Here is a 17784-nt window from a genome sequence, read left to right as displayed (position 1 = left end):
GACGTACCTGTACAGGAGGAACGAACATGCCCCCGGAAACCCCCGGCGCAGACCGCCAGGCGGAGCACGGCGTACCGCTCGGTGAGAGTGAGGCCGAGGATTTACTGCGATGTATCTGCTTCAAGACAGGGCCCCCGCGCAAGGTCGGCGTGGAACTCGAATGGCTCATTCACGACCGTGAGCATCCCGACGTTCTCGTAACGGAGGAGCGGCTCGGCGCGGCCGCCGACGCCGTACGCGCCCTGCCTCTGAGCGCGTCCCTGACGTTCGAACCCGGCGGTCAGCTGGAGCTCAGCTCCGCTCCCGCCGACTCCCTGATGGAGTGCGTCGACGCCGCGGCCGCCGATCTCGCCGCCGTACGTGACACGCTCGGGCGGGCGGGTCTCGTCCCTGTCGGCCTCGGTGTCGATCCGTGGCATCCCCCGCGCCGGCTGCTGCGGGAGCCTCGCTACGCGGCCATGGAACACTCCTTCGACCGGTCGGGCCCGGCCGGGCGCGCCATGATGTGCACGTCCGCGTCCATCCAGGTCTGTCTGGACGCCGGTGAGGAGGAGCCGGGGCCGCTCGGGTACGGGCGGCGCTGGCAGCTGGCGCATCTGCTGGGTGCCGTGCTCGTGGCCGCATTCGCCAACTCGCCGTTCCAGCAGGGCCGGGCCACGGGCTGGCGCTCCACCCGTCAGGCGCTCTGGGCCGAGCTCGATCCCGCCCGGTCGCTTGCTCCGTCCGACCGTCTCGCGCCGCGCGACGCGTGGACTGCCCACGCTCTCGATACCCCGGTGATGTGCATCCGGGGCGGGGACGGCCCCTGGGAGGTACCCGACGGGCTCACGTTCCGGGACTGGATGCGCGGCGGCGGGCCGAGGCCACCCGTACGGGCCGATCTCGACTACCACCTCACGACGCTCTTTCCGCCGGTCCGTCCGCGTGGACACCTTGAGCTGCGCATGATCGACGCGCAGAACGGTGAAGACGGGTGGCTCGTGCCGCTCGCCGTCACCACGGCCCTGTTCGACGATCCGGAGGCAGCGGAGACCGTGTACCGCACCGTGAAACCGCTGGCCGAGACGGCGGGCCCGCTGGCCGCACCGCGCAATCCGCTGTGGACCGGCGCCGCCCGTGACGGTCTGAGAGACCCGGAGCTGCGGGCCGCGGCGGTCGTCTGCTTCGAGGTGGCTCTCGACGCGCTGCCCCGGATCGGGGCGAGCAAGACCGTGCGGGACACCGTCGCGGACTTCCACGAACGGTTCGTCGCCCGGGGTCGATGTCCGGCCGACGACCTGACCGACCGCACACCCGACGGGTTCGCACCGCTCCAGGGAAGGGGCACCCACTCATGACCGACCTCTCCGCCGAGGGCTTCCCGGACATCTCGTCCGAGGCCGTGGAGCGGGACCCCGAAGCTCTCAGGCAGCGTGCCCTCGCCGCGCTCCTGACGGCCCGCGAGCGCACCGCTCTGCTCACCGACAGCGTGGACGACGGCGAACTGACCGCGCAGCACTCCCCGTTGATGTCTCCGCTGGTCTGGGACCTGGCGCACATCGGCAATCAGGAGGAGCAGTGGCTCCTTCGGGCCGTCGGGGGACGCGAGGCGATGCGTCCCGAGATCGACGGCTTGTACGACGCCTTCGAGCACCCGCGGGCGAGCCGCCCTTCGCTGCCGCTGTTGGCACCCGCCGAGGCACGGGCCTACGCCGCCGACGTACGCGGCCGGGCACTGGACATCCTGGAAGGAACCCCGCTGCACGAGGGCGGCCGGCCGCTCGTGCGGGCCGGGTTCGCCTTCGGAATGATCGCGCAGCACGAACAGCAGCACGACGAAACGATGCTGATCACCCATCAGTTGAGGTCGGGCCCCGCCGCACTCTCCGCACCGGAGCCGCCCGCCCCCACGGACGCGGCCGGTCTTTCCGCCGAAGTCATCGTGCCCGAGGGGCCGTTCACGATGGGCACCTCGGCCGATCCCTGGGCGCTGGACAATGAACGGCCCGCGCACCGGCGGGAGGTGGCGGGATTCTTCATCGACACCTCTCCGGTCACCTGTGGTGACTACGAGCGCTTCATCGAGGACGGCGGATACTCCGAGCGACGCTGGTGGGCGCCGGAGGGCTGGGACATGATCAACGCACACGGTCTCACCGCACCCCTGTTCTGGCACCGGGACGCCGGGCAGTGGCTGCGACGCCGCTTCGGGGTGACCGAGCCGGTGCCGCGGGACGAGCCGGTGCTGCACGTCAGCTGGTACGAGGCGGACGCGTACGCCCGCTGGGCGGGCAGGCGGCTGCCCACGGAGAGCGAGTGGGAGAAGGCGGCTCGCCACGACCCGGCCTCGGAACGCTCGATGCGCTATCCGTGGGGCGACGAGGACCCGAGCCCCGAGCACGCCAATCTGGGCCAGCGACACCTCCGCCCCGCCGAGGCCGGCGCCTATGCGGCGGGCCGGTCGCCGCTCGGTGTGGGCCAGTTGATGGGCGATGTGTGGGAGTGGACGTCGAGCGACTTTCTCCCGTACCCCGGTTTCGCGCCGTTCCCGTACCGGGAGTACTCCGACGTCTTCTTCGGCCCGGAGCACAAGGTGCTGCGCGGGGGTTCGTTCGCCGTGGACGCGGTGGCCTGCCGCGGCACGTTCCGTAACTGGGACCTTCCGGTGCGCCGGCAGATCTTCTCCGGCTTCCGCACCGCGAGGGATGCCTGATGTGCCGTCATCTTGCGTACGTGGGTGTTCCGGTGGCCCTCGGTGAAGTCCTGGTGTCACCGGCGCACTCCCTGGTACGCCAGTCCTGGGAGCCGCGCCGCCAGCGGTACGGGACCGTCAACGCGGATGGTTTCGGGGTCGGTTGGTACGCGGACGGGGACCCGGTGCCGGGTCGCTACCGGCGCCAGGGGCCCGTCTGGGGCGACGAGACGTTCGCCGACCTCGCCCGGGTCGTACGGAGCACGACGATCCTCGCCGCTGTCCGTGACGCGACCGAGGCGGGCGCGGACGGTGAGGCGGCTGCCGCGCCGTTCGCCGCGGACGGCCTGTTGTTCAGCCACAACGGAGCGGTGAAGGGCTGGCCGGCCTCCCTGGCGCCCCTGGCCGGCACCCTGCCCGCCGCCGAACTGCTGACCCTCGCCGCCCGCAGCGACTCGGCACTGATCTGGGCGCTCGTACGCCACCGGATCGCCGAGGGCGACACCATCCCGCAGGCCGTCGCCGACACCGTTCTCGATATCGCGGCCCGGGCCCCCGGTTCGCGGCTGAATCTGCTGCTCACCGACGGTTCCACGATCGTGGCGACCGCCTGGGGCGACACCCTCTGGTATCTCACGGAGCCGGGACGCCGCACGGTGGTGGCCTCGGAGCCGTACGACGACGATCCGCTGTGGCGCGAGGTTCCCGACCGCACCCTGCTCACCGCGACCCGCACCGATGTACTGCTGACCCCGCTCAAGGAGCCCACCGCGTGAGTCCCTTCCAACTGACCCGCACCCTGCCGGTGGACGCGACGGACGCGGCGCTGCGCGCCGACGTGCTCAGCGGCCTGAACCGGCAGCCGAAGACGCTGCCGCCCAAGTGGTTCTACGACGCGCACGGCAGCGAGCTGTTCGAGGAGATCACCCGGCTCCCCGAGTACTACCCGACGCGTGCCGAGCGCGAGATCCTCGTGGCCCGCGCCTCGCAGATCGCGGAGGCGTCAGGGGCCCGGACCCTGATCGAACTCGGCTCGGGCTCCTCGGAGAAGACCCGGCATCTGCTGGACGCCCTTCCGGAGTTGCACACTTATGTACCGGTCGATGTCAGCGAGAGCGCGCTGAAGGGCGCGGCCGACGTGCTGCTCGCCGAGCGGCCGGGCCTCTCGGTGCACGCGCTCATCGCCGACTTCACCCATGTCCTGCGCCTGCCCGATACGCCGGGGCCGCGACTGGTCGCGTTCCTGGGTGGGACGATCGGGAATCTGCTCCCGGAGGAGAGGGAGCAGTTCCTGCACTCCGTAAGGGAGTTGCTCTCCCCCGGCGACAGTCTGCTGCTCGGCACGGATCTGGTGAAGGACGAAGCGACACTCGTCGCAGCGTACGACGACGCGGCCGGGGTGACGGCGGCGTTCAACAAGAACGTGCTGTCCGTGGTGAACCGTGAGCTGGGGGCCGACTTCCAGCTCGGTGACTTCGACCATGTCGCGGTGTGGGACCCACGCCTGGAATGGATCGAGATGCGGCTGCGCGCCCGCCGGGCCCTCACGGTGAAGATCCCGGAGGTGGACCTCGTCGTGACGTTCGAGGCCGGGGAGGAGATGCGCACGGAGGTATCGGCGAAGTTCCGCGAGGAGGGGGTACGGGGCGAGCTGGCCGATGCCGGGCTGCGGCTGGATCACTGGTGGACGGATACGGCGGGCCGCTTCGCGCTGTCGCTGGCGACGGCGTTCTGAGCGGCGCTGGCGAGCGCGCGTCTGCCGGGTTCGGCCGCCGCGAGGATCGGCGGGAGGAGGCGGAGCTCCGCGGTGAGCCCGGCGGCCGTCACCACGCGCCAGAGGGACGCGGCGAGGGGATCGTCGCCGACGAACGCGACCGCGCCCGTATGACCCGGGTGGCCCGCTGAAGGGTCCCCACAGGGTCCGGCCGGGGCCCCGTCCACAGTGGCGGGGCCCCTTCGCGCGGCGCGGTAGCTGAGGCGTACCGGCCGGACGGTGGCGCCCGCGTCGATCGCCGCCTGGAACACAGCGGGCCCGAACCGCCCGCCGGGCCCCCGCCCGCAGCGGGTGGTGCCCTCCGGGAAGACCACCACCCGGGACCCGGCCCGCAGCGCCTCCGCCACGGCGCGCACGGCGTCCGGCAGGGCGCGCAGGCGGTCCCGTTCGATGAAGAGCGTGCCGCCGAGGGCGGCGAGCGGGCCGAGCACCGGCCAGTCGCGGATCTCCCTCTTGCCGAGCATCCGGCCGGGGAGCACGGCCGCCACGAGCGGGATGTCCAGCCAGGAGACGTGGTTGGCGACCACCAGTTCGCCCGCCGAGCGCTCCGCCAGTACGCCCGCCCCCTTCTCCACCGGCTCCCCGGTGATCAGCACCCGTACCCCGAAGGCCCGCACCACCGCGTACGCCCACCGACGGATCAGCCGGTCGCGGTGAGCGGCCCCGAGGAGCAGCACGGCGGGGACGCACACCACTCCGAACAGGGTGAGCACGCACCCGGCGACGAGCAGGACGGTGGCCGGCAGCGGCCCCCGTCTCGCGCCCCGATGGCCGGCGCAGTCGTGCGGCGTACAGGGGGCGACGGGCAGCCAGCCGCTCATCGCAGCGGGGCGAGGGAGAGGAAGTGGCGCAGATAGCGCGGGTCCGTGCGACGCAGGGAGAGCAGGACGTAGAGGTCGGCGACGTTGAAGTCGGGGTCGTACGCGGGTGCTCCGCAGACCCAGGCCCCGAGGCGGATGTAGCCGCGGAGCAGCGGCGGCAGGGCGGCGCGGGCCGCGGGTGCCCCGGCGGGTCCGGTGGCGCTCCAGAGGCGGTGCGGGGTGACCCAGTACTCCTCGGGCGCCAGGTGCTTCGCCCGTACGGTGTCCCAGCTGGCGGCGGCGAGTGCGCCGCCGTCGGCGAGGGGTATGGAGCAGCAGCCGGCCAGCCAGCTGTGGCCGCTGCGTTCCATGTAGCGGGCGAGTCCGGCCCAGATGAGGGCGATGACGGCGCCGTCCCGGTGTGCGGGGTGGACACAGGACCGGCCGACCTCGACGAGGTCGTCCCGGATGGGCGTCAGCCTGCCGAGGTCGAACTCGCTCTCCGCGTAGAGGCGTCCGGCGATGCGGGCCCGCTCGGGGGGCAGCAGCCGGTAGGTGGCGACGACGTCACCGGTGGCTGTCTCACGTACCAGCAGGTGGTCGCAGTAGGCGTCGAAGGCGTCGCTGTCGAGACCGGGTTCGGGGCTGTCGAGCAGGGCGCCGAGCTCTCCGGCGAAGACCTGGTGACGCAGCCGCTGGGCGGCGCGTACGTCGTCCTGGTCGACGGCGAGGGAGACCCGGTAGGCCGGGGCGGTCGCCCGGGCGGTGTCCGGGGCGGGGACAAAGGGGGTGAGAGGAGTGAGGGGAGTGAGGGGCAGCGCGGTCATGGCAGTCTCCGGGGACGGATCAGCAAGGGCGGCTGCCGGGCCGCCGCAGTGCTGCGACGGCCCGGCCCCTTACTTCTTCCGTGACCGGCTGGACTCGACGTGACCGCAACGGAGAGTCGGGATGTGCGACGGCTGAATCCCGGGCTCAGGATTCCTCGGGTCGCGGCTGGGCAGGGAGAGTGCCGCGGGTCAGGTGGCCGGCCGGGGCAGGGCGGGAGTCGGGTGAATGCGCTGGTCAGCTGGTGTCGCCAGGGACAGGCGCGGGAGTTCCGCAGGCTGAACCGGCTGTGCCACGTCAGTGATCCTCGGCTGCCGGCTCCAGAACGAAGACCGGGATCACACGGTCCGTCTTCTTCTGGTAGTCGGCATAGTCCGGGTACGCCTCGACGGCTCGAGCCCACCACACGACCTTCTCGTCCCCGGTCACCTCGCGTGCGAGCATGTCCTGGCGCACCGGGCCGTCCTGAAGCTCCACCCGGGGGTCGGCCTCCACGTTGTGGTACCAGACCGGGTGTTTGGGGGCTCCTCCCAGGGAGGCGACCACGGCATAGGAGCCATCGTGCTCCACCCGCATGACCGGGGTCTTGCGGATCTTGCCGCTCTTCGCGCCCACGGTGGTCAGGATGACGACAGGCAGGTCCCGCCGCTTCACGTCCGCCGGACCGACCAGGCTGCCCAGCGTCGTTCCTTCCGTGCCACCGGAGCTTTCGTACAGCTCCACCTGGTCCCTTACCAACTGCTGCGTGCTCGGCTCGTACTCGCCTTTGAGCGGCATGTTGCCTACCTCCATGCTGTCGAAACTGCACCCGGCGGCGGCCTCCGCCTCGGCCGGGGTGCGGGGCGTATTGCTCAGGCCTGGGTGTCGTCGTAGGCCAGGTTGCCGCCCAGCTCGCGTGAGACCTCGGCCTGGGCGAGGAGTTCCCGGGCCTTGGCTTCGGCAAACTCGATGGCGTCCGCACCGGCTACGGAGCGCAGCGGCAGTTTGCCGGCCGTGGTTGCCGAGAAGTGGGCGGTCAGCTGCGCGCGAGTATCGCTGTGATGCGCTCCGATGCCGAGGCGGCTTCCGCGACCGGGTCGCCGCCTTCGAGGACGGCGGTCATGTACGGCTTGATCGGGTTGGCGGCCTCGACGGCCGCCCACTGGGGCGAGTTGGGAGTGGCGCGGCCACGGGTGGCTCCCTCGGCCATTGCGGCGGTGCCTTCCTGGCCTTCGATGACGGGGGCGAGGCTCGGTTTGTTGGGTACGTAGCTCATGGCCCTGGCCAGTTCGGTCTGCCACTTCCTGCTCGCCAGCGCCTTGATCACTTCGATGCCCGCGCTGCGGTGGTCCGCCTTCTCCGGCACGATCAGATCGGAGCCGCCGGTGAAGACCGAACCCGGGGCCTTCGCCGTCTTGCCGGGAATGGGAAAGTAGCCGAGCTTTCCCTTGAGTTCGGGGTTCTTCTGCTCGATCAGGGCGGCGCTGCCGGGCACCGAAATGATCTGGGCGACGTCGCCCCCGGCGAACACGTCGGTCTGCGGGGGCTTCTCCTCGTCGGCGTCCTTGGGACCATTGCCGAGGGACTGGAGTTCCTTGTAGAAGTTCATGCCCTTGAGCGCGGCGGGAGAGTCGAGCGCGCCCTTCCAGTCGCCGCCGTTCTCGTCTGCGAGTTCACCGCCCTCGTCCCAGATGAACCCGGCGAGTACGTACCAGTTCTGGCCGGCGAGGTAGATGCCCTGAGTGCCGTAGCTGTTGAGCTCCTCGGTGTCCTTGAGCCATTCACGGCGTGTCCTGGGCGGAGTCTCGATGCCCGCGCGGGCGAAGAGTTCCTTGTTGTAGATCACCACCCGATTGGCCGCGTACCAGGGGATTCCGTACTGCATGCCGTTGATGCTGCCGGGCTCGGCGAGACCGGGCAGCCAATCCTCGCTGCCGAGGTCGCGCATCGATTCGAGGGTGAGGTCGCGCAGTCCGCCGCTCTCGGCGTACTGAGCGACCTGGGTGTTGCCGACCTCGATCACGTCCGGCGCGTCGTCGCTGTCGAGGGCCGCGGTGACCTTGGGGCCGATGCCGCTCCACTCCTGAATCTTGAACTCCAGCCGGACGGAGGCGTTCTCGCTCTCGTACGACTCCGTGAAGCGGTCCAGGAAATCCTGCGAGACGCTGTCCTTCATCAGCCACAGCGTCACCGTGACATCACCTCCGCCCGCGCCCGGGAGGAAGCCGCAGCCACTCAGCACTACGGAGGATACGAGCGCGACGGCTCCGGCCAGCATGCGGTTCTTCACGTGGTCACCTTCTGCGAAACGGCACGACGGAACAGGACCCGGTGTGGGGGACTGCGGGCGGCGCTCGCACGGGCGTGTGGCTGGATTTTGGTATGGACCAATGGGTAGGTCAAGGGCCGGTCAAAGGCCGATCACCGAACCCGATCCCTCGCGCACCGCTCCCGGGTGAGGCACCGTGGAGGCACGAGAGGAGACATAAGATGTCCAATCACACGTATCGGGTCACTGAAATCGTAGGAACCTCCGAGGAAGGCATCGATGCCGCGATCCGCAACGGCATCGCGAGGGCTTCGGAAACTTTGCACAATCTCGATTGGTTCGAGATGACACAGGTGCGCGGGCATATCGAGGACGGGCGGATCGCGCACTACCAGGTGGGCCTGAAGGTGGGCTTCCGACTCGACGAAGGCACCTGATCAGGTACGCCCCTCGCGTTCCTGCGCGTCCTCGAGTACGGGTGAGGGCGTCGCCCAACGGGCTCGCACCACCGTGAATCCGGCCGTCTCGGCCGCGTCACAGACCAGTTCGTCGTCGTCGACGAGGACCCGGACGTCACGCTCCCGGCCCAGCCGCTTCAGGATTTCCAGCTTGGTGCGGCGGGCCGGCCGCCGGTCGCCGTTGCGCCGCATGTACACGCGCCCCTCCGGCAGCCCCTGCAGCGCCAGCCAGGCCAGCGTGTCGCGGCGGCACCGTTCCGGGCGGCCCGTCAGATACACGATTTCGCAGTCCTGCGCACCGGCCAGTGCCAGCCGGACGCCTACCTCCAATGGCGGATCGTCGACGGCGGCGGAGAAGAACGCCTCCCAGTTGCGCCGGGCACCCTCCAGGAAATGCTGCCGGTGCGCGGTGTCCGCGAGCGTGCCGTCCAGATCGAATACGGCCAGCGGCCGAGCGTCGTCTTTCACAAGCGTGAGCGTAGGACGGCCGGCGCGCCGGGGAATCCCCAGGGAGCGCACACGTTGAACCATGCGTGAGCTCTGTGATCGCACGCACCCGTTTCTCCGTCCAGGACCGCTCCCGTACGCGCGAGGGGCACGACAGCGCGCAGGCGCTGCGGGACACCGTACGGCTGGCCGGTACGGCCGAGGCGCTCGGCTATCACCGTTTCTGGGTCTCCGAGCACCACAGCGTGCCCGGCGTCGCCGGTTCGGCGCCGACCGTGCTCGCCGCGGCCGTCGCGGCCGCCACCTCCACCATCCGGGTGGGTACCGGTGGAGTGATGCTGCCCAATCACCAGCCCCTCGTCGTGGCGGAGCAGTTCGGGGTGCTCGCCTCCCTGTTCCCCGGGCGGATCGACATGGGCCTGGGCCGGTCGGTGGGCTTCACGGACGGCATCCGCAGGGCGCTGGGCCGCGACAAGGAGGACGCCGACGACTTCGCCGTACAGCTCGCCGAGTTGCTCGGCTGGCTGGACGGCACCCAGGGGACGTACCCGCAGGTGCACGCCCATCCCGCCGAGGGCCTGCGCATACCGCCGTACGTCCTGGCGACGGGCGAGGGTGCAGCCATCGCCGCCGCGGCGGGTCTCCCGCTGGTCGTGGGCGACATGCGCGGCCGGGAGAAGCTCGTGCACGCCGTCGAGGGCTACCGCAGGGACTTCCGGCCGTCCGCCTGGTCGGCCGCCCCCTATGTCGTCGTGGCGGGCACGGTCGCCGTCGCAGGGACCGCGGAGGAAGCCCGGCGGCTGCTCGTCCCGGAGGCCTGGTCCATGGCGTACTCGCGGACGCACGGCTCCTTTCCGCCGCTCGCCCCGGCCGAGCGGATCGAGGAGCTGACGATGACCGCGAAGGAGCGGGGGTTCTACGAGAGCGGGCTGCGGGGGCACGTGGCCGGCACGGAGGAGCAGGTCGCCGCGGAACTCGAGGTGGTCATCAAGGAGACCGGGGCGGACGAAGTGCTGGTCACCACCAGTTCGTACGACCGTGAGGGCGTAGTGGACTCGTTGCGCCGGCTGGCGCGGCTCGCAGGTCTGACCGGCGCGTGAATCCGCGTCTCCTGACCCCTCTCACCACCTAGAATCAACCGTTTATCCCGTTTGCCGATCGGTTCGGAGCCGCGCCCATGCACACCCCCCACGATCCGTATGTCCGGGTGCGCGGCGCCCGTGAGCACAACCTTCAGGACGTTCATGTCGATATCCCGCGCGACACCCTCACCGTTTTCACCGGTGTCTCGGGTTCCGGCAAGTCCTCGCTCGCCTTCGGGACGATCTACGCGGAGGCCCAGCGCCGGTACTTCGAGTCCGTCGCCCCGTACGCCCGGCGGCTGATCCACCAGGTGGGCGCTCCCGATGTCGGTGAGATCACCGGGCTGCCGCCCGCCGTCTCGCTGGAGCAACGCCGTTCGGCGCCGGGATCGCGCTCGTCGGTCGGCACAGTCACCACTCTGTCGAACTCGCTGCGCATGCTGTTCTCCCGGGCCGGTGACTATCCGCCGGGCTCCGAGCGGCTCGATTCCGACGCGTTCTCGCCGAACACGGCCGCCGGGGCGTGCCCCGAGTGCCACGGGATCGGCCGTATCCACCGCACCACCGAGGAACTGCTCGTCCCCGATCCCTCCCTGTCGATCCGGGACGGTGCCATCGCCGCCTGGCCGGGCGCCTGGCAGGGCAAGAATCTGCGCGATGTGCTGGACGCACTGGGCTACGACGTGGACCGGCCGTGGCGGGAACTGGCCCCGCAGGACCGGGAGTGGATTCTCTTCACGGACGAACAGCCGGTGGTGACGGTCCATCCGGTACGGGACGCGAACCGCATCCAACGCCCTTACCAGGGTACGTACATGAGCGCGCGGCGCTATGTGATGCACACCTTCGCCGACTCCCGGAGCAGGACGCTGCGTGCGAAGGCCGAGCTCTTCCTGACCAGTGCGCCCTGCCCGGTCTGCGGGGGCAGCCGGCTGCGGCCCGAAGCGATGGCCGTCACCTTCGCCGGACATACGATCGCCGAACTCGCCGCGCTGCCCCTCTCCGCTCTCGCCGCGGTGCTCCACCGGGCGGGCGGAGGCGAGACGGCACACGTGCTGACGGCCGATCTCCTGGCCCGGATCGGGACGGTCACGGAGCTGGGTCTCGGCTATCTCAGTCTCGACCGTACGGCCCCCACGCTGTCCTCCGGCGAGTTGCAGCGCCTCCGGCTCGCCACGCAGCTGCGGTCGGGGCTCTTCGGGGTGGTGTACGTGCTCGACGAGCCCTCGGCCGGGCTGCATCCGGCGGACACCGAGTCGCTGCTCACCGTCCTCGGACGGCTGAAGGATTCCGGCAACACCGTGTTCGTCGTGGAGCACCAGCTCGATGTGGTGCGGCAGGCGGACTGGCTGGTCGATGTGGGGCCGCTGGCGGGTGAGCACGGCGGCCGGGTGCTGCACAGCGGACCTCCGGCCGGGCTCGCGGACGTGGCCGAGTCCGCGACCCGCCGGTTCCTCTTCGACGAGGACCCGGCTCCCGCGCGGGAGCCCCGTACGCCCTCAGGGTGGCTGAAACTGAACGGGGTCGACCAGCACAATGTGCGCGGTGTCGACGCCGCCTTCCCGCTCGGGGTGTTCACGGCGGTGACCGGAGTCTCCGGGTCGGGCAAGTCCACGCTGGTCGGTCAGGTCCTGGCCGGGGTGCTCGCCGACCGGCAGGCGTCGGGCACCGCGGACCTCCCCGGCATCCCGGAGACGGAGGGCTGCGCGTCGGCGGAGGGACTGGAGGCGGTGGACCGCCTGGTCCAGGTCGACCAGAAGCCGATCGGACGCACGCCACGTTCCAATCTGGCCACGTACACGGGGCTCTTCGATGTCGTACGGAAGCTGTTCGCCGAGTCGGAAACAGCGCGGGAACGGGGCTACAAGGCGGGCCGGTTCTCGTTCAACGTGACGGGCGGCCGGTGCGAGACCTGCCAGGGCGAGGGCTTCGTCTCGGTGGAACTCCTCTTCCTGCCCAGTACGTACGCGCCCTGCCCGGACTGCCATGGCGCGCGCTACAACCCGCAGACCCTGGACGTCACCCTGAGCGGCCTCACGATCGCTCAGGTGCTGGATCTGACCGTGGAGTCGGCGGCCGCGTTCTTCGCCGGGACTCCGGCTGCCGAGCGCAGCCTGCGCACACTGCTCGATGTGGGGCTCGGCTATCTGCGGCTCGGCCAGCCCGCGACGGAGCTGTCCGGCGGCGAGGCCCAGCGCATCAAACTCGCCACCGAACTCCAGCGCACCCGTCGCGGCCACACGCTGTATCTGCTCGACGAGCCGACCACCGGGCTGCATCCCGCCGATGTCGAGGTGCTGATGCGGCAGTTGCACGGCCTGGTCGACGCCCGCAACACGGTGGTGGTCGTCGAGCACGACATGGCCGTGGTGGCGGGCGCCGACTGGGTGATCGACCTGGGACCCGGCGGCGGCGACCAGGGCGGCCGGCTCGTCGCCGAGGGCACGCCGGCGGAGGTCGCGCGGGCGGGCGGGAGCCGTACGGCGCCGTATCTCTCGCGGGCCCTGGGGGCGTGACCGGAAGGTCCACCGGGCCGTCCGGTCACCGATGCCGACCATGGAACATGGGAATCACCGTGACCCGGCCCTGAGAGAGGACACACCCGTGGGCATCTACGTGTCGGTCAGAGGATGGTTGGAGTGCGACGAGAGGCAACTCGCCGCCGCCCAAGAGATCATCTCGTCCCACCACGACGATCACTACTCCAACGGATGGGGCACGCCTCGCCAGCACGTCAACTGGACCCACTACCTCTTCTACGGCGCCGACCTCCGGCAGTCGGCCCTGGACCGGCTCGTCGACCAGGTCGGAGAGATCGCGCGGATCCCGGCTTCCGATGACGACGGAGACCGCATCAGGGGCCTGTTCCTCGCCAGCCACGAAGTCGACGGCACGACTGAATGGCAGGTCCGCGAGGGCCACCTCTTCGTCTCCCCGGGCAACGCCAGACACCGGTACCTCGACGGATAGCCCGAAGCCCGTCCGGCGATTGAGGACAAGAGACGGTCATTGCTACCGCCGGACCTTGCGGGTTGCGCGGAGCCACTCCTTGTTCATTGCGGCGATCGATGGCAGCGGGATGCCCTTGGGGCAGGCCGTGGCACACTCCCCCGTCAGGGTGCAGCCGCCGAAGCCCTCCTCGTCCATGGTGGCCACCATGTCGAGGACCCGGGTCTCGCGCTCGGGTGCGCCCTGGGGCAGCACGTTGAGGTGGTTGATCTTCGCCGAGGTGAAGAGCATCGCCGAGCCGTTGGGGCAGGCCGCCACGCAGGCGCCGCAGCCGATGCACTCCGCGTGTTCGAACGCGAAGTCGGCGTCCGGCTTGGGCACGGGGGTCGCGTGTGCGTCGGGTGCGGTGCCGGTCGGGGCGGAGATGTAGCCGCCTGACTGGATGATCCGGTCGAAGGCCGAGCGGTCCACGACCAGGTCCTTGACGACCGGGAAGGAGGCGGCCCGCCACGGCTCGACGTCGATCGTCTGGCCGTCCTGGAAGGACCGCATGTGGAGCTGGCAGGTGGTGGTGCGCTCCGGGCCGTGGGCATCGCCGTTGATGACGAGGCTGCAGGCGCCGCAGATGCCCTCGCGGCAGTCGTGGTCGAAGGCGACGGGCTCGTCCCCGTCGAGGATGAGCTCCTCGTTGAGGGTGTCGAGCATCTCCAGGAACGACATGTCCGGGGAGATGCCGTCGACTTCGTAGGTGGCCATGGCGCCGGGCTCTTCGGCGTTCTGCTGGCGCCAGACGCGCAGGGTGAGCTTCATGCGTAGCTCCGCTGAGTGGGGTGGACGTACTCGAAGACGAGGTCTTCCTTGTGCAGGACGGGGGCGTCGCCCGTGCCCGAGAACTCCCAGGCGGCGACGTACGAGAACTCCTCGTCCCGGCGGGCGGCTTCGCCCTCGGGGGTCTGTGATTCCTCGCGGAAGTGGCCGCCGCAGGATTCGGCGCGGTGCAGGGCGTCGAGGCACATGAGCTCGGCGAGCTCCAGGTAGTCGACGATGCGATTGGCCTTCTCCAGCGACTGGTTGAACTGCTCGCCGGTGCCGGGCACCTTGATGCGCCGCCAGAACTCCTCCCGGATCTGCGGGAGTCGGTCGAGCGCCTTGCGCAGCCCTTCCTCGGTGCGGCCCATGCCGCAGAACTCCCACATGAGTTCACCGATCTCCCGGTGGAAGGAGTCGGGGGTGCGGTCGCCGTCGACGCAGAGGAGGAGGTTGATCCGGTCCTCGGTCTCGGCGATCGTCGCCGCGACGGCCGGGTGGGTGGCGTCGACCTCGTCGGTGTGCGGGTTGCGGGCCAGGTAGTCGTTGATCGTGGACGGCAGGACGAAGTAGCCGTCGGCGAGACCCTGCATCAGCGCCGAGGCACCGAGGCGGTTGGCGCCGTGGTCGGAGAAGTTCGCCTCGCCGATCGCGAAGAGGCCGGGGACGGTGGTCTGGAGGTCGTAGTCGACCCAGAGTCCGCCCATCGTGTAGTGCACGGCCGGGTAGATCCGCATGGGTGTCTCGTACGGATTCTCCGCGGTGATCTGCGCGTACATGTCGAAGAGGTTGCCGTACTTCTCCTCGACCTTCGCCTTTCCCATACGGGCGATGGCGTCGGCGAAGTCGAGGTAGACGCCCTGGCCGCCGGGGCCGACCCCGCGGCCCTCGTCGCAGACGTTCTTCGCGGCTCGGGAGGCGATGTCACGGGGCACGAGGTTGCCGAAGGCGGGGTAGATGCGCTCCAGGTAGTAGTCGCGCTCGTCCTCGGGGATCTCCTTGGCGGGCCGTTCGTCGCGCTTCGCCTTCGGCACCCAGATGCGGCCGTCGTTGCGCAGCGACTCGCTCATCAGCGTCAGCTTGGACTGGTGGTCACCGGTGCGCGGGATGCAGGTGGGGTGGATCTGGGTGAAGCATGGGTTGGCGAAGTACGCGCCGCGGCGGTGGGCGCGCCAGATGGCGGTGACGTTGGAGTTCATGGCGTTCGTCGACAGATAGAAGACGTTGCCGTATCCCCCGCTGGCCAGGACGACGGCGTCGGCGAAGTACGTGTCGATCTTTCCGGTGATCAGATCGCGGGCGACGATGCCGCGGGCCTTTCCGTCGACGACGATCAGGTCGAGCATCTCCGTACGGGCATGGAGTTCGACGTTGCCCGCGGCGATCTGCCGGGCGAGTGCCTGGTAGGCGCCGAGGAGGAGTTGCTGTCCGGTCTGGCCGCGGGCGTAGAAGGTGCGGGAGACCTGGACGCCGCCGAAGGAACGGTTGTCGAGCAGTCCGCCGTACTCGCGGGCGAAGGGCACACCCTGGGCGACGCACTGGTCGATGATCTCGACGGAGATCTGGGCGAGCCGGTGAACGTTGGACTCGCGGGCGCGGAAGTCGCCGCCCTTCACGGTGTCGTAGAAGAGCCGGTGCACGGAGTCGCCGTCGTTGCGGTAGTTCTTCGCGGCGTTGATGCCGCCCTGGGCGGCGACGGAGTGGGCGCGGCGGGGCGAGTCCTGGAAGCAGAACTGGACGACGTGGTAGCCCTGTTCGGCGAGCGTGGCGCCGGCCGAGCCGCCGGCGAGGCCGGTGCCGACGACGATGACGGTGTGCTTGCGGCGGTTGGCCGGGTTGACCAGCTTGGCCTCGAAGCGGCGGGTGTCCCAGCGGTCGGCGACGGGGCCGGTGGGGGCCTTCTCGTCGACGAGGGGCGCGCCCGTCCCGTACTGCGTGTAGTCGCTCATATCAGCTCACCACTCCGGTCATGACAGCGACGGGCACGGCGATGAATCCCGCCGTCAGCACCAGCGCGAGGGCGTTGGCCGTCGTCTTGAGGACGCGGTCGCGGGTCGCGCTGCCCACGCCGAGGGTCTGCGCGGCGCTCCAGAACCCGTGCTGGACGTGCAGGCCGAGGGCGAGCATCGCGACGATGTAGATGGCGTTGCCGTACCAGGTCGAGAAGGTGTCGATGACGTTCTGGTACGGGCGTCCGGACTGGAATCCTCCCGGGTGCACCGTGCCGGTGGTCAGGTCGAGGATGTGCCAGACGATGAACAGCGCGAGGATGATCCCGCCCCAGCGCATGGTGCGCGTGGCATAGCTCGCGCGCGGCTTCTTGTGGACGTACTTGCTGGGGCGGGCCTTGATGTCGCGGCGGCTCAGCTGGTACGCGGACACCGCGTGCAGGACCACGGCGGCTACCAGCCCCACCCGGACGAGCCACAGCGCCCACTCGTAGTGGAGGAAGGGCTCGCCCATGGTACGCAGCCAGTGGGCGTAGTGGTTGAACTCCCCGGACCCGAAGAAGATCTTCAGGTTGCCGATCATGTGGACGACCAAGTAGAGGAGCATGACCAGGCCGCTCACAGCCATGATCGCTTTCTTGCCGACGGTTGAGTCCCAGAGCGTGCGCGTCATGGACGGCCGCCGGTCCGTCCGCGTTGCCAATGCCATGGACACGACGCTAGGGCCGGAGGGCCTCATCAGTCCAAGACATGGAATGGGTCATCTCCATAGCCTGCCCCTATCGCGGGAGGCTATCGTCGGCTCATGCAGTTCCAACAGCTCGCCTACTTCGTCGCCGTGGCCGAGGCCCGGCACTTCACCCGCGCCGCCGAGGAGGTCCATGTCTCGCAGCCCTCGCTCTCCCAGCAGATCAAGGCACTGGAGAGTGAGCTCGGCGCCGAGCTGTTCAGCCGGGCCCGGGGCAACATCACGCTGACCGACGCCGGCGAGGCGCTGCTGCCACTGGCCCGCCGGATCCTCGCCGACGCCGATACGGCGCGGCACGAGGTGCAGGAGCTGGTCCAGCTGCGCCGGGGGCGCATCAGGCTCGGTGCCACGCCCAGCCTCTGCACCGGTCTGCTGCCCGACGTGCTGCGGGCCTTCCACGATCTGCACCCCGGGATTCAGCTGCTGCTGGAGGAGGGCGGCTCGCACGACCTCGTACGGCAGCTGGCGCGTGGGGCGCTGGATCTCGCGCTCGTCGTGCTCCCCCTGCCGGCCGCGTCGCCCGCGCTGACCACGGTGGAGCTGCTGCACGAGGACCTGGTCGTGGTGTCGTCGGCTGCTGGGCCCGCGCCGGGGCGGAAGGGGCGGGTACGGATCGCCGATCTCCAGGGCGAGCCGCTGGTGATGTTCCGGCACGGCTACGACCTGCGGGAGCTGACCGTCGCCGCGTGCCGGGCCGAGGGCTTCGATCCGTCGTTCACGGTGGAGGGCGGCGAGATGGACGCGGTCCTCGGCTTCGTACGGGCGGGGCTCGGCGTGGCGGTGGTGCCGAGCATGGTCGCGAACCGGGCCGGGCACGATCTGCGGACGACGCCGTTGGCGTCGCCGGGGCTGCGGCGGACGATCGCGCTGGCCCACCGCAGTGACGTGGCGCCGCCGCGGGCTGCGCGGGAGCTGCAGAGGGTGTTGTTGGAGCGGGGGCGGGGCGGCGCGTGAGGGTGTGCGGCGCCGCCGCCCCCGTGTGTCCTCAATCGCCGGACTGGCTTGATGTGCCGGACCAGGGCCTTG

General features: G+C 70.2%; 17 protein-coding genes. 9 read left to right on the top strand and 8 right to left on the bottom strand.

What is annotated here, in order from left to right:
* Positions 1-26: 26 nt before the first annotated feature.
* From egtA to egtD, 4 genes are read left to right on the top strand one after another with little or no spacing between them, the layout of a single operon-like run.
* Entirely contained in the window at positions 27-1337 is a 1311-nt protein-coding gene (egtA, locus tag ACFT7S_RS26945) for an ergothioneine biosynthesis glutamate--cysteine ligase EgtA (protein ID WP_382736140.1), read from the top strand.
* Complete coding sequence (gene egtB / locus ACFT7S_RS26940) at positions 1334-2692, top strand: ergothioneine biosynthesis protein EgtB (RefSeq protein ID WP_382736138.1); 1359 nt, start codon at positions 1334-1336, stop codon at positions 2690-2692. The genes egtA and egtB overlap by 4 nt, the downstream gene beginning before the upstream one ends.
* On the top strand, positions 2692-3447 hold the full coding sequence (gene egtC, locus ACFT7S_RS26935) for an ergothioneine biosynthesis protein EgtC (protein WP_382736137.1): 756 nt from the start codon (positions 2692-2694) through the stop codon (positions 3445-3447). Before egtB ends, egtC begins: the two co-directional genes overlap by 1 nt.
* Positions 3444-4406: an L-histidine N(alpha)-methyltransferase gene (gene egtD, locus ACFT7S_RS26930; protein ID WP_382736135.1), complete on the top strand. Its 963-nt coding sequence runs from the start codon at positions 3444-3446 to the stop codon at positions 4404-4406. The genes egtC and egtD overlap by 4 nt, the downstream gene beginning before the upstream one ends.
* Here the strand turns inward: egtD and ACFT7S_RS26925 are convergent.
* From ACFT7S_RS26925 to ACFT7S_RS26910, 4 genes are all read right to left on the bottom strand, one after another.
* The gene (locus tag ACFT7S_RS26925; protein WP_382736133.1) at positions 4349-5266 is read right to left on the bottom strand and encodes a lysophospholipid acyltransferase family protein; all 918 of its coding nucleotides are present in this window, start codon (positions 5264-5266) and stop codon (positions 4349-4351) included. The two genes, egtD and ACFT7S_RS26925, sit on opposite strands and share 58 nt — an antisense overlap.
* Complete coding sequence (locus ACFT7S_RS26920; protein ID WP_382736131.1) at positions 5263-6072, bottom strand: GNAT family N-acetyltransferase; 810 nt, start codon at positions 6070-6072, stop codon at positions 5263-5265. Before ACFT7S_RS26920 ends, ACFT7S_RS26925 begins: the two co-directional genes overlap by 4 nt.
* Positions 6073-6367: 295 nt before the next feature.
* Positions 6368-6847 (bottom strand): nitroreductase family deazaflavin-dependent oxidoreductase, encoded by a 480-nt coding sequence (locus tag ACFT7S_RS26915; RefSeq protein ID WP_382736129.1) that lies wholly within the window; start codon positions 6845-6847, stop codon positions 6368-6370.
* Between the two features lie 238 nt (positions 6848-7085).
* Positions 7086-8339: an extracellular solute-binding protein gene (locus ACFT7S_RS26910; RefSeq protein ID WP_382736127.1), complete on the bottom strand. Its 1254-nt coding sequence runs from the start codon at positions 8337-8339 to the stop codon at positions 7086-7088.
* 200 nt (positions 8340-8539) lie between these two features.
* On the opposite strand from ACFT7S_RS26910, the gene ACFT7S_RS26905 reads away from it, so the two are divergent.
* A complete protein-coding gene (locus ACFT7S_RS26905; RefSeq protein WP_328907291.1) occupies positions 8540-8755 on the top strand; it encodes a dodecin in 216 nt (71 codons plus the stop codon).
* On the opposite strand, the gene ACFT7S_RS26900 is transcribed toward ACFT7S_RS26905, so the two are convergent.
* Positions 8756-9244 carry a hypothetical protein gene (locus ACFT7S_RS26900; RefSeq protein ID WP_382736125.1) on the bottom strand — a complete coding sequence of 163 codons (489 nt, stop codon included), beginning with the start codon at positions 9242-9244 and terminating at the stop codon, positions 8756-8758.
* Between the two features lie 74 nt (positions 9245-9318).
* On the opposite strand from ACFT7S_RS26900, the gene ACFT7S_RS26895 reads away from it, so the two are divergent.
* From ACFT7S_RS26895 to ACFT7S_RS26885, 3 genes are all read left to right on the top strand, one after another.
* The gene (locus ACFT7S_RS26895; RefSeq protein WP_382736176.1) at positions 9319-10323 is read left to right on the top strand and encodes an MsnO8 family LLM class oxidoreductase; all 1005 of its coding nucleotides are present in this window, start codon (positions 9319-9321) and stop codon (positions 10321-10323) included.
* Between the two features lie 77 nt (positions 10324-10400).
* The gene (locus ACFT7S_RS26890) at positions 10401-12821 is read left to right on the top strand and encodes an ABC transporter (protein ID WP_382736123.1); all 2421 of its coding nucleotides are present in this window, start codon (positions 10401-10403) and stop codon (positions 12819-12821) included.
* An 88-nt stretch (positions 12822-12909) separates the two neighbouring features.
* On the top strand, positions 12910-13275 hold the full coding sequence (locus ACFT7S_RS26885) for a hypothetical protein (RefSeq protein ID WP_382736121.1): 366 nt from the start codon (positions 12910-12912) through the stop codon (positions 13273-13275).
* Positions 13276-13317: 42 nt separating this feature from the next.
* Here the strand turns inward: ACFT7S_RS26885 and ACFT7S_RS26880 are convergent, their stop codons facing one another.
* Genes ACFT7S_RS26880 through ACFT7S_RS26870 form a run of 3 tightly spaced genes read right to left on the bottom strand, consistent with a single transcriptional unit; the run spans position 13318 to position 16719 of the window.
* Positions 13318-14064, bottom strand: coding sequence for a succinate dehydrogenase/fumarate reductase iron-sulfur subunit (locus ACFT7S_RS26880; protein WP_382736119.1), 747 nt, complete (start codon positions 14062-14064; stop codon positions 13318-13320).
* On the bottom strand, positions 14061-16010 hold the full coding sequence (locus tag ACFT7S_RS26875) for a fumarate reductase/succinate dehydrogenase flavoprotein subunit (RefSeq protein ID WP_382736118.1): 1950 nt from the start codon (positions 16008-16010) through the stop codon (positions 14061-14063). The genes ACFT7S_RS26880 and ACFT7S_RS26875 overlap by 4 nt, the downstream gene beginning before the upstream one ends.
* A gap of 1 nt (position 16011) precedes the next feature.
* Positions 16012-16719 carry a succinate dehydrogenase gene (locus ACFT7S_RS26870; RefSeq protein ID WP_382736116.1) on the bottom strand — a complete coding sequence of 236 codons (708 nt, stop codon included), beginning with the start codon at positions 16717-16719 and terminating at the stop codon, positions 16012-16014.
* 96 nt (positions 16720-16815) lie between these two features.
* Here ACFT7S_RS26870 and ACFT7S_RS26865 point away from each other — a divergent pair, with 96 nt between their 5' ends.
* Positions 16816-17712 carry a LysR family transcriptional regulator gene (locus ACFT7S_RS26865; protein ID WP_382736115.1) on the top strand — a complete coding sequence of 299 codons (897 nt, stop codon included), beginning with the start codon at positions 16816-16818 and terminating at the stop codon, positions 17710-17712.
* Positions 17713-17784 lie beyond the last annotated feature (72 nt).

The sequence above is a fragment of the Streptomyces sp. NPDC057136 genome (assembly GCF_042670885.1).
GTDB lineage: Bacteria > Actinomycetota > Actinomycetes > Streptomycetales > Streptomycetaceae > Streptomyces.
Note: the sequence above shows the minus strand (reverse complement) of the source record. Positions and strands in the feature narration are given on the sequence as shown.

Coding starts and splice junctions, on each gene's coding strand:
- egtA (WP_382736140.1), top strand. CDS start 27: ATGCCCCCGGAAACCCCCGGCGCAGACCGCCAGGCGGAGCACGGCGTA.
- egtB (WP_382736138.1), top strand. CDS start 1,334: ATGACCGACCTCTCCGCCGAGGGCTTCCCGGACATCTCGTCCGAGGCC.
- egtC (WP_382736137.1), top strand. CDS start 2,692: ATGTGCCGTCATCTTGCGTACGTGGGTGTTCCGGTGGCCCTCGGTGAA.
- ACFT7S_RS26925 (WP_382736133.1), bottom strand. CDS start 5,266: ATGAGCGGCTGGCTGCCCGTCGCCCCCTGTACGCCGCACGACTGCGCC.
- ACFT7S_RS26920 (WP_382736131.1), bottom strand. CDS start 6,072: ATGACCGCGCTGCCCCTCACTCCCCTCACTCCTCTCACCCCCTTTGTC.
- ACFT7S_RS26915 (WP_382736129.1), bottom strand. CDS start 6,847: ATGCCGCTCAAAGGCGAGTACGAGCCGAGCACGCAGCAGTTGGTAAGG.
- ACFT7S_RS26905 (WP_328907291.1), top strand. CDS start 8,540: ATGTCCAATCACACGTATCGGGTCACTGAAATCGTAGGAACCTCCGAG.
- ACFT7S_RS26890 (WP_382736123.1), top strand. CDS start 10,401: ATGCACACCCCCCACGATCCGTATGTCCGGGTGCGCGGCGCCCGTGAG.
- ACFT7S_RS26880 (WP_382736119.1), bottom strand. CDS start 14,064: ATGAAGCTCACCCTGCGCGTCTGGCGCCAGCAGAACGCCGAAGAGCCC.
- ACFT7S_RS26875 (WP_382736118.1), bottom strand. CDS start 16,010: ATGAGCGACTACACGCAGTACGGGACGGGCGCGCCCCTCGTCGACGAG.
- ACFT7S_RS26870 (WP_382736116.1), bottom strand. CDS start 16,719: ATGGCATTGGCAACGCGGACGGACCGGCGGCCGTCCATGACGCGCACG.
- ACFT7S_RS26865 (WP_382736115.1), top strand. CDS start 16,816: ATGCAGTTCCAACAGCTCGCCTACTTCGTCGCCGTGGCCGAGGCCCGG.